The following is a 17,775-nucleotide window of genomic DNA, read 5'->3' on the forward strand; positions in this document are numbered from 1 at the left end:
GAAATAAAAGTGATAGGGGAACAGGGAACTGCAATTCGCTATGATTAACGACGAAAGCTACTCAATGATTTTGAATGTATAATGAACAATCAAACCTAGCTATTGGTTATTTGTAAAAATAAGAGCGAAGTCCCGATTCGCCTTTCAAAATTTCTTTTACCTCATTCCAGGTGTTAGTTGAGGTAAATAAATTATAAAACCTATTTTCAAGAGGATAAATTAAAAATGGCTTTTGATTTTCCCATTTTTGCATGGAATTAAATAATTGAGTTTTATCATCCTGATTCCAGTTGTTGGTAAAAAATTTAATAAGCTCGATAAATTCAACCTTTAATTCTCCAATTTCTAAAAATTTTTGTTTTTTATCCTTCATTGATAGCTGAACAGCAGTAAATTTTGATACATAATCATCATAAATATGCTTAATGCGTTCGATCGCTTCATGATTATCCGCTCCTTGAGACGAATAAAACGCTTCATGCGTTTTGTTATAGTCAGGTGCGTTTAATAAAGGTGGAATGGACTCAGGAAATTTGGTTTCTCTTATCGAAGAACCGCGCAAGTCCTCACCTTCTAAATATTTTTCTAATAAAAAAGGAAAAATTTTCGGTGCAGCTTGAGCGGGAGCTTCTTTATATTCATTCACCTCATCTTCCAATTTGAGCATAATATCCTCAAATAAATGATAAACATCATCATTTTTTTTTAGAAAATCTAACTTCTCTAATTTTTTTTGGTACCAGGCTAGCCTAGGTTCAGTCGAGAATTGTTTTATCTCTCGTTTTAGTTCGGTTAAATAGATTAGTTTAAAACAATCTAGATAATTTTGTGGCGCCGCTGAGATGGGTTCAAAAGGTTTGATTGGTTTACCCATTAAAACTCGATGAAGGTTATAAATTAAACTGGCTCGAATAAAGGGATCCTCTTTAATATCCATCACCGTTATGTCCCTTAAATCCAGGTTGGGAATTGAAAGCAGCGCCGAAACGCCAGGAGCTCTCAATTCTTTCATGCTAACATTATGATTGGCTCCCACAACTGCGATATATTTTTCACGACTTTGGGAAATAATTTCAGCGGCGGTAGGATTCATTGACAAGGCACGTTTTTTTGAAAATTTAGTTTCATTTTTTTTGGCATAGCCAGTAATGCCATCATAAGCCTCAGTGCTATCGATAGGGATAACGTGTATACCAAGCATTTGCGCCATGACAATAATACCTAAACTGGAGTATGGGTTAGTTCTATAGCTATATAAAAAATCATCGGAATTTTTTCCTGCAATAATGCGATTGCTGAGATCCTGATTAATTAATTCGACTAATAATGCTTTGGGTAATAAGCCTGTTTGGAAAAATTGTTCATATAAAGCCGTTTGAGTATCGTAAAATCCTAACTCAACAAATAATTGTTTGATTCCAGAGGCTACAAGGTTAGGCATAGAAGTAACTAAAAATTTTTTATGTGAAACCTCAGAATGGGTCTCGCCAATGCAGACACCTTGATGTTCCGAAATTTTTTTTAGTAAATGTTCTTTTGCAGAGGAAGCCGAGTTACCGCTAATTTCAGTAATTTTATTATCAGACAAACTGTCAAAATCCATATTTTGTAGATCATGCTTTGCTTTGCGAATTTTATTTCTTAGCTTAACTGTTACGGGTTCTTCGCATCGCTCAAAAACGATACCCGCTTTTTCATGGATAAATTTTTTTTCAAAAACAGTTTCTTCATCTAATGCAATGGGTCCATCTGCCTTTTTAAAATCTAATATAAGCGGTAAAAATTCAGAAATAAAAGCACTAATTTCATTTAAATTATGGCGAAAATAAATTGCATTGTGTTTGAAAACAATCGATTTTTCAGAATTATTTAAAAATCCAGCTTTTTGTAAATGAATCACTAAGGCACCAAAAATGCTAGAAGAAGGTTCAGAACCCGCTTTAATCACATAAAGATACCCTGTATTGTTTTCTGCGCGAGCTTTCAAATTATTACTCTTTTACCATGAATTGTATAATTATAATACATTTTGGTTTTAAGAAAGCCGAAATAAACTAAACTGATTCAAAAATTGATTTTAGGAAACACTCCTTGTATAAAGATTAATTGGTAGCGAGATCATCCCCCAAAGGCTTATTTGCTTAGGAGAATTACATTCTATGCGGCAACAATTTTAGAGAAAAATTTAACTCTATCTTCCCCCCTGATTCTCCAGAGAGCCGAAATATTCTATAATATTAGAACGTATTCCTTAAAAAGGATTTAACAATTAAACGGAATTTGAAGAACTGCTATACAATTAAAGAAAATTGTCTCAATAAAGTGGGGAATATAAGCATATTTGCACCCATCCTGACTGCCTTTAAACAAAGCATTAACACAAGTTTATCCTATTCATTTGTTATATTTAAAGTTAGAGTATTAATTCAGGTTATATCCAGGATCGAGGTCTTATAATGAATCTAAGTACGAAAATGTTTTTAATCGCATTTTCAACTATTTTGATTATTATAGGTTCAATCACCTGGTTGTCTTATGAAATTGTGCTGAATGATTATGAAGCTATGGAGAAAAAAGATATTCAACAAGAGGTATTACGCACAAAAGAAGCATTAAAACGTATAGAGGAAAGCCTGGCGCTGATCACGATCGATTGGGCACATTGGGATGATGCATATGAATTTTTAGCAGGAAAAAATACATCATTTAAAAAAATTAATTTAATGAACAAAGTATCTTTTTTGGATACGCACAGTGATTTTATCTTATTTTTCGATAATAAAGGCCGTTATTTTGAAGGAAACGCTTTAGACAAAAAGCAGAAACAATTTGTCCCAGTTTCAAAAAATTTAATAGATTATATTTATAAAAATAGAATAATTCTCCAACATCAAAGCCCTCAAGATACCGTGACTGGCTTTATTCGCATCCCAGAAGGGTTGTTACTTTTGACTTCATATGCCGTAAGTGATAGTGGGACTACCCAAAAACCAAACGGGAATGTTATTTTAGCTTATTTTTTTGAAAAAACAGATTTAGAGCGTTTAGCAAAAACATTACAAGTCCAGCTTAGGTTATATTATTTAGAAGATATAGCTGAGAACACAGAACTGCAAGAAATTTTCAACAAATTAAAGACTGTAGATGATTACTACATCGTTCCGCATGATGATAAAATTCTTTATTATTATTCTTTATTGAACGACATTAACAGTAAACCAATCGCCATTTTGAGAACCACCTTTCCTCGTCAAACTTACTTAGAAGGGCTTAGCACTGTTCATTTGTATATATTCATAGTTGCTCTTATTGGCCTGATAATTATGGGGCTTGTTTTTTTCTTATTAAAATTTTCTATCGTAAGAAGAATCAACTCGTTCAAAGATCAATTAAGCATAATTACTTCCAAACAAGATTTTTCAAAAACTATTGAGATGTCAGGTAGGGATGAAATTTATGAGATGGGCAAGGATTGCAATAAAATGCTTCAAGTTATCAATACGACCCAAGCCCAACTTAATCAATCCATTCATGAACTAACACGGCGCAATAATCTTATAAAACATAACAATGAAGAGTTAAAAGAACGTGAACATGCAATGATGCTTATTAATAAAATCAATGAAAAATTACAGATGTGTCAAAATATATCCGAAGCTTATTCTTTAATCAATGAAACTGTCGATGAATTATTTACAGGTTGGAGAGGGGGGATTGTGATTGCAGATCCTACCTCTGGTGAGTTGAAAACCGTTACGGAGTGGGGCGATAAAAAAACATTAAAGCTATCTTTTCATTCTGATGAATGTTGGGCCATAAGGAGTGGAACAATCTATATTGTAGATAAATTCCGCCCCCACCTTGATTGCCGTCATTATATCTCTAATGAGATTAGCAAATCTTTATGTATTCCCTTAATTGCTGCAGGTAAATTTATTGGTATATTAAATCTCAATTCGGAAAAAAATACTGCCGTATCGAATTATTATCATCAACAATTAGTCATTACGTTATCAGAAGTCATTGCTTTGTCTTTCGCAAATATAAATTTACGTGATTCATTACGCGATCAATCCATCCATGATCCGCTAACTGGTTTATTCAATCGTCGATATTTAGAAGAGCGGTTTCCTACAGAGATAGAGAGGGCCATTAGGAACAAAAGTATTTTTTCAGTGGGAATGATTGATATAGACTTCTTTAAAAACTTTAATGACCGATACGGTCATGCCGCAGGCGACGAGGTCTTAAAAAAACTTGCCGTATCATTAATGGAAAATTTTCGAGGTTATGATGTAATTTTTCGTTTCGGTGGAGAGGAATTTTTAGTCATTTTAATAGATAACTCTGTGAGTAAGGCCAGTGAACGAATGAATTTTTTCCGCGAACAAGTAAAAAAGACCTCAATTACATTTAAACATATCAACTTACCGCCTATAACCATTTCAATTGGTTTAGTCGAAGCGCCTACAGAAGGTACTTCTTTAGAAGAGATTGCGCGTAAAGCTGATATCGCCCTATATCATGCCAAAGAAAATGGACGAGATCGGGTCGAAATTTTTACTGAAAATAAATCAAAACCAATTGGTCCGAATTAAACACAGAATAGGTAAATTAAAGAAGAATTAAGTATCAAAGAGTAGAGGAATTTTATAGGAGTTCTTATATTAAGTGAAATTTCAGATTTTTATGAGCTCTCTTGTTTAAAACATTCTTTAAATTTAATATTATTGGTGCATCCAAACATTTCCAAGAAAAGTTTTTAAGGATTATAATGATTAGAGGGTTTGATGGACCTCCTAAAAAAAATAATTCCCTCCAAAAAGTTGATGTATTTCTTATTGAAGATGATTTAGGGATAAAAGACGCTCTTTCTTGGTTTATTAATTTAGTAGGATACAGTATCGCTATTGTTAGTAATGGTGAGCATGCCCTAGAAGAATTAAAATATAATATCTCGCCCTCTGTAATTATTTTAGATTTAATGATGCCTGGAATGGATGGGTTTGCCTTTCGTGAAGAACAAGCACAATCAGTTATTTTAAAAAATATCCCCACTATAATAATGTCAGCAAGTACAAAAACTGATGCGTTAGTAATGCAGGAAAATGAAGTTTTAATAAAAAAACCACTAAATACTCAAATTCTATTAACATACTTAAAAAAATATATAAATAATCATCAGAATTAAGTGAATAATATGAATCAAAATGCAACAGAAGAAGCTGTTTGTACTCCGACTTTTCTAAAGTCTAAAATAGTTACAGATTCAGGCATACCTGCGATTGGTCTGCTAAAATGGGGGACGCATTTTTGTAATTTTTATACAACACCTCAAGATTTGATGGAAGTGCTTATTCCATACTTTCAAAAGGGTCTTAATAACAATGAACTTTGCATCTGGATAAATTCCGAAGATACGAATCTTGTTTATAACCGATTGATTCAGGATATCCCTGACATAAAGACAAAAATAGATAAAGGGCAAATGCTTTTGTTTGAAAGAGAAGTTTGGTTTAGGAATGCTTGTGCTGAAACAGCCGAACCACTTCTCGCTAATATACTGGCATTAGAAAAAAATGCACTAAAACAAGGATATACTGGCTTACGCGTTGCCGGAGGACCTACTAATTTTTCCACCCCACAAGCAAAAAATGATTTTTTATGCTTCGAAAATAAAGTGTGTGCTACCTTGTATAATCACAAAATCATTGCCCTATGTTGTTATCGTACTTGTGAAAGTGATTCAAAAGTAATTTTTGATGTAATAAAAAGTCACCAATTCGCTTTGATTCTTCAAGATGGACAATGGGAAATGGTGGAGAATGCTTCATTAAAAGTGCTAAAAGAGGAATTACAGAAGCAAAATAATGAATTAGAAAATCAAGTTAAATTAAGAACCATGGAGTTGGAAAATGCTTTAAAGAGCCGCGATCATTTTCTTTCAATTGCTTCTCATGAACTTAAAACCCCTATTACTGCTTTAAGCCTCTATGTAGATGGAATTCTTTCAATGGATAAAAAATATGTTATGGGGCATGTTGAGGAATTCATGAATCTCATAAGAAAGATTAAAGATCAGAGTCTATGTTTAGAGATTCTTATTAATAAGCTTTTAGATTTTACCTGGGTGTTAAACAAAAAAAATATACCTTTAGAGTTTCAGTATTTCGATTTATCGAACATGATTCAAAGGGTGGTTGAGAAATTTGCAGGAAAATGTCGTAGTGCAAAATGTGAGATAAAAACTAATGTTCCTTCTTCTCTAACTGTTTTTTTGGATCCTACTCGTATTGAGCAAGTTTTAACAAATCTCCTTGATAATGCAATTAAATATGCTCCTGAACATCCCATTTCGATTAATTTGAGGCAAGATTTTAAAGGGATAATTTTAGAAATTAAGGACCAAGGAAAAGGTATCGCTAGATCGTATCAAGAGCTAGTATTTAAGCCTTATATGCAACTGCTTTCAAATAAAACTCAATATGGCATGGGGCTGGGCTTATGGCTTGTTCAACAAATTGTTACTGCTCATAAGGGAAACATTTCTCTTGTAAGTGATATCGGCAGAGGATGTCATTTTATAATTAAATTACCTACAGAAGTGAGTTAGGTAGTACTACTGAGAAAAGTCTGCTTTAATGCAAGGTAATTTCAAAATCACCACGTTTTCTCGGTATAGGTCCTTGCTATGAGCTTTTTAAAAACAAAATTTAAAATCTGATTGAATTGATTTGAAAACACTAAAGGATTTTATTAGTCTACTCTCTTCATGAAATTTGTTTGCAGAAAGGAAGCCTATTATGAGCAATCACTTAAAGTTCTACATCAATGGTCAATGGGTTCCCCCTGTTGTTCCAGCTACTCTTGACGTCATTAATCCCGCCACGGAAAAGGCTTACACTCAAATTTCTATAGGCTCTAAGGCGGATGTAGATAAGGCAGTTATTGCAGCTAAGACTGCATTCGAAACGTTCTCCAAAACGTCGCACACTTCTCGTATGGCACTTCTAATGAATATTCTTGAACTCTACAACGAACGCTTTGAGGATATAGCACAGGCGGTTTCCGCCGAAATGGGGGCACCCATTGCATTTGCTCGCGATGCACAAGCCTTAGTGGGTCGTGTCCATCTGGAAGCCACTATTACTGCATTTAAGAATTATACCTTTAGTGAAAACCGTGGTAGAACCACCATTGTTAAGGAACCCATAGGTGTTTGTGCATTAATTACGCCATGGAATTGGCCGCTCAATCAAATAGTTTGTAAAGTTGCCCCAGCCCTTGCTGCTGGCTGTACTGTAATTCTAAAACCATCCGAAATTGCACCCATAAGCGGCATCATTTTTGCGGAGATTATGGATGCTGCCGGCGTGCCTAAAGGGGTTTTTAACATGATTAATGGAACTGGGCAGGAGGTTGGTCAAGAGATGGCATCCCATCCTGATGTGGATATGGTCTCCTTCACCGGTTCAACCCGCGCCGGTATCATCGTCGCCAAAGTTGCAGCGGATACAGTCAAGCGTGTGACTCAAGAACTTGGCGGTAAATCGGCTAACATTATTTTGCCAGACGCTGATTTTGTAACTGCCGTCACTAAGGGGGTGCAAAATTGCTTCGGAAATAGCGGACAATCCTGCGATGCACCAACTCGTATGCTAGTACCCAAAGAGAGGCACGAAGAAGCATTGAATATCGCAAAAGTAGCAGCTGAAGCTTTTAGAACCGGTGATCCTAAAGACCCTGAATCTGATCTAGGTCCAGTGGTCAGTCAACTGCAATACGATAAAATCCAGGCTCTGATTCAATCTGGACTGGAGGAGGGTGCTACCCTTGTGACTGGTGGTTTAGGTCGTCCAGAATCTCTGAATCAGGGTTATTATATCCGTCCCACTGTATTTGGACACGTAACACCCGAAATGAAAATTGCTCGCGAGGAGATATTTGGACCGGTCTTGTCGATCATTTCTTATACGGATGAGGAGGATGCGATCCGTATTGCCAATGACACCATCTATGGACTTGCTGCCTATATCCAGTCAGAAAATATAGATCATGCCCGGGCTGTAGCCAGAGAATTACGGGTCGGTACAGTATCAATAAACTATCCGGACTGGGACGCCTTCTCATCATTTGGGGGCTATAAGCAGTCTGGTAATGGCCGGGAATACGCTGATTTCGGCATCCATGAATTTCTCGAGATTAAGAGTATAGTTGTTTAAAAACGATTGAACTTTTTGATTAAGCCTGTTTTCAGTAAAGGCAGTAGAGATAAAGCCAGCTAGTAAAGCAAAGTTTCAAGTTAGAATGTTTCCAAAGCAGAAGAATATGAGAAGTTGATTATGGAAAAGTTTTACCAAAGAATAAATCTTCGGTAAAACTTATTTTCTAACTTTTCCTTAATATCAATAATATCAATGCAGGTGAATTTTACATGAGTACACATGCACATGGATCCTCTTTATTTTCTTGACCTGCTAATGCTATACCAGGATAGTCAGAAACTTGACCGGAAAGAAATTTAAGATTACTCACATCCACTGGTACATATTCAGTTGCTTTGGTTTTGGGTCCTTGTCTGAAGAGGGTATAAAAAGCGGGCGTGATCTCATTTTTAGTAATAGCACTCACTACGGGTTCTTTCAATTTCACATGAAAAACAGCTGCTATCCGGTCAATCCTAGAGTGGTTTTCTTCTGAAGTTTCTAGAGCATAGCTTTGTGCTTCTTTTAGCGTGCGGAACAATTTCATCGTACCTTGTTTTGGTATAGCATTTTTTATTTCATTTTCTGGAATTGCCTTTCGATCTTTTCTATAAGGAAAACCTCTATCCCATGGATTTGTAGATTGTGAAATGTCTACTTTTGCTCCAACAGCATAGTAATCGGATGTAGGGCTTAAAGTTCGTTCTCTTGGGTAACCTGCATGGAGCTCATTTAAAAGTTCTGTACTTTGTTTGTGTAGGGATGTGGAAACCTTAGCTGTTTTTATTAGCTCGGGTGCATCAAGATTAGATAGAATCATTTTTTGCAATTCGACGGGTAATTTTTCAAAAGACATTACATTCTCCAATTTGTATAATTTAAGCAAATACGATATAAAAAATACATCGATAGGGCATATTTTAACCAGTCCAATATCACAGGAGAATGTATTCATTTTGAAACCATTTTTTTCCAAAATGGAAAGAGATAAGTAGATAGGGGTTCTTGAATTTGTCTTTTTGATCCCACCTTTTGACTGTGAGCCCGGGCAAATCTTTGAAGATGAGGATGCATGGAAATGGGTTTCAGGGATAGGAGAGTATTGAGTGACAAAATAAGCCTAGGCTTATTTATATTTTCTTGTATAAGGCCATGTTGCTGATAGGTCTCTACTATACTAAATAATAATGAATAGGACGGGGAGTTTTTATCCATGGCAAAAGCAAAAGTTCAACACGGTAAAAACCCTTCCTTTCAAATAATGGTCTGTGGGACCACAAATTCGGGTAAAACAAAACTTTGTAATGCGTTGCGAGGCGAAAATTCACCGGGGAACATACACACATCGTCAATTGATACGTACAATATATCTATTGATGATGGATCTCAACTTAGATTACTGGATTTCGCAGGCTCATACGATACTATCGCTCCATACATAACAAAACATTATATTGAACAATCACAAATTTGTGTGGTTTGCATCGATAGACAAAATTCGCATTCATTTGAGGTTGCTAAAAAAGCGGTGCAAGAAATTCGTGAACTGGATCCTAACAACAGAATTCCTATTGTTATCGCACTTACTAAAGAAGATCAAAACTTGGGATTAGCTGACTACGAGATACTAATAAGAGATAGAGAACTTAAAGAATTTGAAGAACAATATGGCCTCGAAGGTTCTGTCAAAACCAGTGCCCTAGATGATAAGATGGGGGCAATCGAATTGCGAAAAAAACTTCTTGATCTTCGAGAGAACATTATGGCTAGGGAAGAAATGGGCATACCCGATATCTCCTCTATCGAGGAGTATTTCGCCGAGGAAGATTCTTTAGAAGAAGTAAAAAATAGAATAGACAATATAAGCTCGCTCTTAAATAATGCTCATTTGGAGCTTACGGCCCAGCTTGCTTCTACGCAAAATAAATCTGATATTGCTGCTATTGAGAAATCAATTACGAGTGTACTTGAATTTTCACAGAAACTATCTGAAATAAAAAAAATTCCCAATCAAATGAATACAGCCTCAGATGTAGAGAAGAGAGATGCTATGCTCAAAGCCTATGAAAGAGAATTTAAGGATTTTGCTCGCGAAGTTACTCTCGATTTCGCAGTCCAACCGAAAAATGTGAAGAATTTGTTTATAAGGGTGGTTCGTCTACTATTTGTCAGAAAATGGTATACGGATGAAGAAAAAACCGAGATACAACGCTTTAAACACCAAAATGACTTCAAAAACAGACTCCAGAGAGCAGAAGGAGTAGATAAGGAAAAAAATAGCCGCAAGGATGAGCAAAAAAAAGAAAATAATGACGATTCTGCATTAGATTCGAATGTACATCCTGAACAATAAGGTAAGCAAGAACAACACTTTTTTACCTGAATTTAGTACCGTCACAAAGGGTGAACAAGACGATTAATTTTTGCGGTAAAGGATGTGTTCTAAAGGTTCATCTGCCTTTGTAGAAACTAAGTCAGGAGTGTTATATTTTAGAGTAAATTCGCTCACCTTAAGCATATAACCTGTGCCGGACTCATTTTTTACCATCTCGATTTTTGCTTTTATATTGGCAATAGGGACTATATTGTCCTGGGTTTCACCTCTAACTTCTTTAGCACATTGTTCCATAGATTTTTCGAGCTCATTGTCATTTAGCTCTATCAAAGAAATACCATCACTACCCATTGCAAAAATTTGTTGAGGACTATACTCGTCAGCAGGATTTGCATAAGAGCACGTGAGGATTTTCAAATTAATCGTCGCATAAATTTTACCATTACCATCTTTTGACCAATTGATGTGGCCAGTCGTTCGACCACGTTCTATGCCTTGAATATCACCTTCAACCAACTTGGTTGTATTAGTAAATTCCCGCAAGAGGCTGCCATGTAAAAATTGACCACCAAAATTATAAAGTTTATTTGCTCGTGAATGGGGGACACTAATTTTATCACCTGCAAAATTTTCTATAGCTTCCATCAGAATAGCATCTTTATGATCATCGATATTCCTCGGAATAATTGCAGCGCCATATATTGTTACTCCTCTTCGTACAAGATCTTTAATCACTGTAGAATTATCGCTCGTTACTTCGTCCTGGGTCGTTGTTTCTATATCATAAATAGCTTGTGACTCTTTAAGATCACTTTGGCTATAGGTGAATTTGCTGCAAGGAATTTCCCCTTGGGCATGAAAATAGGCCAATTCATAATGACTAATTAAGGTATCATGTGTTTTGACAAGCAGACGAAAGAGAGAAGAATTTTCCTGTATTGGAAATTGAACATCTTTTTTCTCTGCGACACTTCTATCATCTCTCTTTTCAATACCAATGTCTGGAGAAGTCCGGTAGCGATTACGGTCCAACCAGTTAGCAAAAGAAACTTTTTTAAGGTCTGCAGTAACGATAGTTAAATGTTCTAAAACCTGCAACGCCTCAGCCAATTCGCTGATATTCATTGGCTGACGATCCAGTGCTATCCTATTAAAAAAGTCATCAATTGCTGTTAAGCTACTGCCAGTTTTAAAAAAACTCTTTTCTTGACTGCTATTGATCATCCCTTTTAAAATGCTCCATTCCTTTGCAATATGGGCAAGTGCAGTTTGCTCTGTTTTCATATCATTGTTTCTCGTAAAAATTGATCATTATGCTTATTTTATGATATAAAAATTAAGTCTATATTAAGTTGAAGAGGTTCACCGCGGGGACAGAACATGAAAAAAACTTCTAACCTTATCTAATTTAAGGATATTTTCGACTTAAAGCATAATTATTCGAAGATTAAATAAAATTATATGGAAGTTTGAGGATTCGTTTGTTTATGCTGCGCTGAATTGCTATTTAAAGGGAGATAATATGTTTTTTAATCCAGCACCTAAAAAAAACCTTGAAGATGAAAAACTACGTTGCTTTTTCATTCCGATCGTCGAACAAATAAAATCCAGTGATTACCACAAAATATATATCTGGAATTTAGCGAAAGAAAGTAATATAACCCGCAAATTTTATTCCTCGCCCGAGGCACTTGCTCGTATGGAGTCAGGACGGCTAGGTTCAAACAATATCTTATCGTGCTATAAAGTATCACTGACCGAAACGCAATACCAACAATTAAGAACAATCAGCGGTAGAGACAATGTCTTTCTCGGTTCCTTTAATTTTAACTACTCTGATGTTGAAAGCCTGATCCGTTTTGTCCAAGGCCAGCAGCAAGAGCATGCGAATCCTTTCTATAAGCAAGAGACAACGTTAAATCAACCGGTTTGTGCTGCTTAACCCCTAGCAAGGATTTAAAAGAAAAATGAAGGAATAACTGAGGTTGGATTATCCACAATAGGTTCTAGTTGGTTTGTCACTGCATGAATTCGTGTAACCCAGTCAGCCACAGTCTGAACGAGTAATTCTTCTAAGGTGCTGGTTGGTGGGGTATCCATTTTAAAAATAAGGTGGTTGTTAATCAGAATATAACAAAGTAAACGGCAAGCCATGATGCGAATATCAGGGTTTTCGTTTTTAAGTAAGTTTTTTATTGGATCAATAAGTTGGCCTATCATTTCTTTGTCTATAGCTGAGATCAATTTGAGAAGACAACCCATTGCTGCAATGCGCGTTGTGTCGCATTCATAAAGCAGTGTACTTTTCACTGGGATTATTAGGGATTCCTGGGTGTTTTTATCCATAAAAGAGCTAAGTGCTGCTAAACAATCTAATCCTTGGTTACGTGTTATTTTATCTTGACTATCGAGTTTATTTTGTAAGTCACCAATAAGCTGTTTCAGGGGATCTTGGTCTATTCGGACAGCAAAAGCTATTAAACAGTGCCGTGCTGCATGACGTAAATTGGGATCGGGGTCATTGAGTTTGCTTAATATGGGTTTGACAAGGTTTTCCAATTTTTTTGCGTCAATTCGGGTGGCGGCTGCTACTAAAAATTTTAACAGAGTCTTAGAATTGATAAACTTAGTGTCATTGAGTTTGTTTTGCGCCAGATCGAATAGTTTTTCCAGAGTTTCTTTGTGCATACTTGCGGCAAGCTTTGCCAAACATTCGAATGCTACTTCGCGGACATGTCCATTTGTGTCATCCAGTTTGGTTTTTATTACCTCAATAAAATCTTCTGGAATTTCTTTCCCCTTCTTCGGGCATAATGCTACTAAATAATATAATGTTAAAATTCGAACATTATGATCGGGATCATTACTCATGCTTTTTATTGACTGGGTAATGGGCTGCAGCATTTCTGTTTTCATTCGGGGTGCAAGCGCTTTAATACATTGTATGGCTGCAGAACGAACAAAGGCTTCATGGTCATTGAGTTTATTTTTTATTGAATTAATTAAGTGTTCGTCTATCTCATTACTCGAAGAGTAAATCAGTTTTGCCAAACAGTCTAAGGCACTCTCTCTCACTTTTGGATTATCTTCATTCAGTGTTTCTTCCACTAAATTGACCACATCTTCTTGCATTTTTTTATCCATTGCAGGAGCAAGTGTGGGTAAATACCCTAAGGTAATACATCTTATATTCCATTTGCCATCGTTTAGTTTATTTTGAATAGATTCTAACAGCGTGAGACGGATTTCCGTGGTCATCAGGGAAGACAATGCTGACAAACATTCTGCGGCCGCAATGGAAAGACTCAATGAAGGGGCCTCAAGTTGATTTTTCAAAGGTTCGATAAGAGATTCCAGTGCATTTTTGTCCATTTCAGGCGCTAGCTTAGCGAAACAATTTAGTGCCTCAGTACAAACATATTCAGAATTTTCTCTCCTTAAAGGGTTGCCAGCTTTCGCACCATTCATAACCTCTTTAATCGAATTAACCAGAGGTTCCATCATTTCTGGTTCTATTTTAGGTGCTAATGTTGCTAGATATCGTAATGCGGCTATAAACGGTCCTTTCTTTTCATCAAGGTGCTGTTTCACTGAGTTTACAAGAGGAGCTAATGTTTGTTTATCCAATTTGGTTACAAGTATGGCTAGCATTTCGTTTAGCCCACCACTAAGCCAACTCTCGTTATAGTCAAGTATGCTCTTTACAGGATCAACTAAAAGCATAAGATCTTTTTTATCCGCTTTGTGAGCCAAGCTCGATAAAAATGCAATGGAGCGGCAATTCATTTCGGGATCTGAGGGCGTTAGTTTGCTTTTTAACTCATCCATCAAGGCTTCCAGATCCTCTTTGCTCACTGATTCAATTAAAACGTTCCTTAAAAAAAATAGGTGAAAGAACTTGGGTGAAGATAGTGTACTTGGGATATCTAATGAAGGAAGTGATACTTTATTCATCTCGGCGGTTAGCTTTATACCCTGCATCAGTTGCTGGAGGCTTAAATTAGGATCATTCAATTGAGTTGCCAGTTTCCTACCTAAATAGGCTAAATGCTCTGGATCACTTTCGGTTAATGTATCTTCAGAGATTAGTGTTCTTAATAACTTGATTTTAGCAGGATAAAATTCAATCCCTTCTTTGTCGAATAAAGCAAGTTCGATCGCTCTTTGCTGTCTTTTGGTTCGTCGCTTGGAACCCTTATTCGCGAGCCATGCGGCTAAAAAATCCTGTGGAGTGTTTATATGAGAATATAGGTAAGCCGATACTTCGAGAGGAGCTTTTTTAAAAAATTTAGAACCGAATACCAAAGAGGTAACCTCCGATTTAATTATAGAAGTGGATGCAGGATGGGCAAACTATATATAAACTTTTTGCCCTAAGTCATGAAAGGTAAAAACCTTTGATTCACCCAATGAGTCACTAATTTCCAAATGTATATTCCTCAAAAGCTGGGCTTTGCAGCCCAGTATCTGTCGTTTATCGATATTAATTATATCTTTTTGCAGTAATTGATCCCTTGCCGAATATACTTTTAGCCAACTCTTCATCGGTCATGCCTTCATCTTCGCTAGGTGCATTGACTTTTACTTCAAATAAGCCCGGTGAATAGGAGGGATTTGCAAAGATTTTGCTCTCTTGATTCCCTTTAGCAAATTTAGTTTCAAATAAATCGAGCATGGTCCGTGAGTTAACATCATTTGGATTATTATCGTTTTTAACTACATAATTAAATGCTTTATGACTAGGGTTGGACTCAATAATTTTTTTAACTACGGATATGGAGGGATGTTCAGGATCAGCACCATGCTTAATTAATGCGCCAATTAGCCTTGAGTCACCGCCGCGTAATAGTAAATAAGCAATTGGATTCATCGAACAATAAATGGGTATACCTGAATAGGTTTTAAGGTAGAAAGTACTATTAAAGTCAACATGATGTTTTTTTAATAGTGTGAGATTACTCAGTGTATTTTGGTGCGCATAACTATGGTGGATGGCAGCAAATACAGGGGACCAGCCTTTCAATCTGGTAATGAAGGATGCTAAATCGTTAGAGTGACTTAACTTTTGTTTTAAACCATAGGTATTTCCTGAAAGTAATAGTTTTTGCACCACTCCATAACCTCTAGAACTGAAAAGATGGTCCTTCATGAGTTTTGCTGCAGCATTAAATTGTTGGGATTGAGCAAAAAAAAGAGGGGTACAATTTTGAAAGGATTTATTTTGAGTATTAGCCCCATTTTCAAGAAGGCATTGAACCACCGCAACCGCTTCTAATGAATCACGATTAGAACTGGACAATTGATTATTGATTGCGCGGTGCAAGGGTAGTTTTTTCATGTTGTGATCAGGAATATCGGGATTAGCACCCATATCAATCAGTCTTTGGACCATTTCAACATCTTTACCGTACTCACAAGCCAAACCTAACATGGTATAGCCATGGTGATCAAAAGCATTAGCAGCCATATTTACTAATTTAGAAGGATATTTTTCTGGCTGAAATGACCTGAATAATTCTGCCCAATTATCCTTATTGTGATAAGGGAAAAAAGACATGATTTCCTTTAATTGTTCGATTTGCTCAGCCGAAAGTTGTTCGTTGCTGTCAATATAATTTTTTGAATTATTGAAATAATAACGCTTCATGATAAGTCCCTGTTCTTGTTTTTATTAGTTTGCGGCCATTATATACACTACTTCAAAACTTTTGAATTTAAAGAACAGGGATTTCATACATCTTCTATGAAAAAATGCTATGTGTGGAACTTATGTTTTAGGAAGGACATAGCACTAACCCATCCTTTATCTGTTTCAACCCTTGTGCCACTTTTTCTTTACTTAAGGCATAACAAAGACGCACTACATTTTTCCCTTTATCTGGATTTAAATAAAAAGAACGTCCCGGAACCACGGCAACTTTGGCCTGTTCCAGTAGCATGCGGGTCATATCGGCATCATTTTTAAAGCCCATGCGTGAAAAATCAGCCATAATATAATAAGCGCCCTGGGGAACAGTTACTTCAAAACCAATGTCACGTAACTCACGTACAGTCTGATCTCGTTTTTCCAAATAAGTTTGACACATCTCTTGATAATAAATGTCTTGTAATTTAAACGCATCGACCGCTGCATGTTGTAATGGGGTTGCAGGACACACATATACTAAATCTTGAATTAAAGCCATTTTGGCAATTACATGCCCGGGGCCACTTGCATAACCTAACCGCCATCCTGTCATATTATAAGTTTTTGAACATCCTGAAATCGTGATGGTGCGCTCTTTAAAATTTTTTAAACGAGCAAAGGATATATGTTTGTGACCTGGGTAAGTAATATATTCATAAATTTCATCGGTGATAACCGCTAAATTATAGTGTTCTGCAATTTCGCCAATCGCTAACAATTCCTGCTCAGAAAACACCTTGCCACAGGGGTTACACGGTGTGCAAATGATAATCGCACGAGTTTTAGGGGTAACCGCTTGTTCAAGATCCTCCATTTGAATGCTAAAGTCATGTAAATTAATCGGTACTGATCTAACATTCACTTGGTATAGCTCCAGAATATTTTTGTGGTAGCCATAAAAAGGTTCAAACAAAATAACTTCATCACCAGGATTAAACAAAGACATCACCGCACAAATAAATGCGCCAGTAGAGCCGTGGGTCACCAGAACTTCTGTTTCGGCATCAACTGGAATTTTATTAAATGTTTGAATTTTATCGGCAATAGCCTGACGTAAATGGAACACCCCTTCACAAGCAGAGTACACATTTTTTTCTTGTTCAATCGCACGGATAGCTGCCTGTTTAATTACCGCTGGGGTTGGTAAATCACAAATACCTTGCCCTAAATTTATACCGCCAATTTTTTCACATTCTGTGCTTGCGGCACGAATACCCGATTGACGCAAGTTTTCACTCACTTGACTCGTTTTCAGCATGTTGTTAGTTCCTTTTTGATTCTCGTCCTGCAGAAAAGAAATCCCTCCTGGTTACGGTTTAACCGCCGCAACGGTACAGATACTAAATTTGATCTAAAACAGGGGGGATGGGTGGACAGGATACCACTTAAAATTCTTACACCCAAGGAGTAGATAACCATTTGCTGAGTGGACGAACTAATAGTTATATTGAGTAAATTCCCGCGGTTAATCAGGCAACTCCCACGGTTTATATGTCATTCACACGCAGGCGAATCTATCCTTCAATCTTTGCGTGAGTATAAATGTTTCC

At 36.4% G+C, this 17,775-nt stretch carries 12 protein-coding genes; 6 read left to right on the top strand and 6 right to left on the bottom strand.

Annotation, left to right across the window (positions count from 1 at the left end):
* Positions 1 to 106: 106 nt before the first annotated feature.
* Entirely contained in the window at positions 107 to 1,987 is a 1,881-nt protein-coding gene (locus tag HBNCFIEN_RS03745) for a membrane-targeted effector domain-containing toxin (RefSeq protein ID WP_182392748.1), read from the bottom strand.
* Between the two features lie 469 nt (positions 1,988 to 2,456).
* On the opposite strand from HBNCFIEN_RS03745, the gene HBNCFIEN_RS03750 reads away from it, so the two are divergent.
* From HBNCFIEN_RS03750 to HBNCFIEN_RS03765, 4 genes are all read left to right on the top strand, one after another.
* Positions 2,457 to 4,598, top strand: a complete 2,142-nt coding sequence (locus HBNCFIEN_RS03750; protein WP_182392749.1) for a diguanylate cyclase — start codon at positions 2,457 to 2,459, stop codon at positions 4,596 to 4,598.
* A 176-nt stretch (positions 4,599 to 4,774) separates the two neighbouring features.
* The gene (locus tag HBNCFIEN_RS03755) at positions 4,775 to 5,191 is read left to right on the top strand and encodes a response regulator (protein WP_220471004.1); all 417 of its coding nucleotides are present in this window, start codon (positions 4,775 to 4,777) and stop codon (positions 5,189 to 5,191) included.
* Between the two features lie 9 nt (positions 5,192 to 5,200).
* Positions 5,201 to 6,613 (top strand): MEDS domain-containing protein, encoded by a 1,413-nt coding sequence (locus HBNCFIEN_RS03760; protein WP_182392751.1) that lies wholly within the window; start codon positions 5,201 to 5,203, stop codon positions 6,611 to 6,613.
* A gap of 190 nt (positions 6,614 to 6,803) precedes the next feature.
* Positions 6,804 to 8,222: an aldehyde dehydrogenase family protein gene (locus tag HBNCFIEN_RS03765; RefSeq protein WP_182392752.1), complete on the top strand. Its 1,419-nt coding sequence runs from the start codon at positions 6,804 to 6,806 to the stop codon at positions 8,220 to 8,222.
* Between the two features lie 208 nt (positions 8,223 to 8,430).
* Here the strand turns inward: HBNCFIEN_RS03765 and HBNCFIEN_RS03770 are convergent, their stop codons facing one another.
* Positions 8,431 to 9,060, bottom strand: a complete 630-nt coding sequence (locus HBNCFIEN_RS03770; RefSeq protein WP_182392753.1) for an F-box protein — start codon at positions 9,058 to 9,060, stop codon at positions 8,431 to 8,433.
* 357 nt (positions 9,061 to 9,417) lie between these two features.
* Between HBNCFIEN_RS03770 and HBNCFIEN_RS03775 the strand changes: the two genes are divergently transcribed.
* Complete coding sequence (locus tag HBNCFIEN_RS03775; protein ID WP_182392754.1) at positions 9,418 to 10,557, top strand: GTPase domain-containing protein; 1,140 nt, start codon at positions 9,418 to 9,420, stop codon at positions 10,555 to 10,557.
* A gap of 63 nt (positions 10,558 to 10,620) precedes the next feature.
* Here HBNCFIEN_RS03775 and HBNCFIEN_RS03780 read toward each other — a convergent pair whose 3' ends face one another.
* Positions 10,621 to 11,823, bottom strand: a complete 1,203-nt coding sequence (locus HBNCFIEN_RS03780) for a hypothetical protein (RefSeq protein WP_182392755.1) — start codon at positions 11,821 to 11,823, stop codon at positions 10,621 to 10,623.
* Between the two features lie 238 nt (positions 11,824 to 12,061).
* On the opposite strand from HBNCFIEN_RS03780, the gene HBNCFIEN_RS03785 reads away from it, so the two are divergent.
* On the top strand, positions 12,062 to 12,481 hold the full coding sequence (locus HBNCFIEN_RS03785; protein WP_182392756.1) for a hypothetical protein: 420 nt from the start codon (positions 12,062 to 12,064) through the stop codon (positions 12,479 to 12,481).
* 14 nt (positions 12,482 to 12,495) lie between these two features.
* On the opposite strand, the gene HBNCFIEN_RS03790 is transcribed toward HBNCFIEN_RS03785, so the two are convergent.
* The 3 genes from HBNCFIEN_RS03790 to HBNCFIEN_RS03800 form a co-directional block, all read right to left on the bottom strand.
* Positions 12,496 to 14,844 carry a hypothetical protein gene (locus tag HBNCFIEN_RS03790; protein WP_182392757.1) on the bottom strand — a complete coding sequence of 783 codons (2,349 nt, stop codon included), beginning with the start codon at positions 14,842 to 14,844 and terminating at the stop codon, positions 12,496 to 12,498.
* 178 nt (positions 14,845 to 15,022) lie between these two features.
* The gene (locus HBNCFIEN_RS03795; RefSeq protein ID WP_182392758.1) at positions 15,023 to 16,186 is read right to left on the bottom strand and encodes an ankyrin repeat domain-containing protein; all 1,164 of its coding nucleotides are present in this window, start codon (positions 16,184 to 16,186) and stop codon (positions 15,023 to 15,025) included.
* Between the two features lie 127 nt (positions 16,187 to 16,313).
* Positions 16,314 to 17,483: a pyridoxal phosphate-dependent aminotransferase gene (locus HBNCFIEN_RS03800; RefSeq protein WP_182392759.1), complete on the bottom strand. Its 1,170-nt coding sequence runs from the start codon at positions 17,481 to 17,483 to the stop codon at positions 16,314 to 16,316.
* Between the last annotated feature and the right edge of the window lie 292 nt (positions 17,484 to 17,775).

The sequence above is a fragment of the Legionella sp. PC997 genome (assembly GCF_014109825.1).
In the GTDB taxonomy this organism is placed as follows: domain Bacteria; phylum Pseudomonadota; class Gammaproteobacteria; order Legionellales; family Legionellaceae; genus Legionella.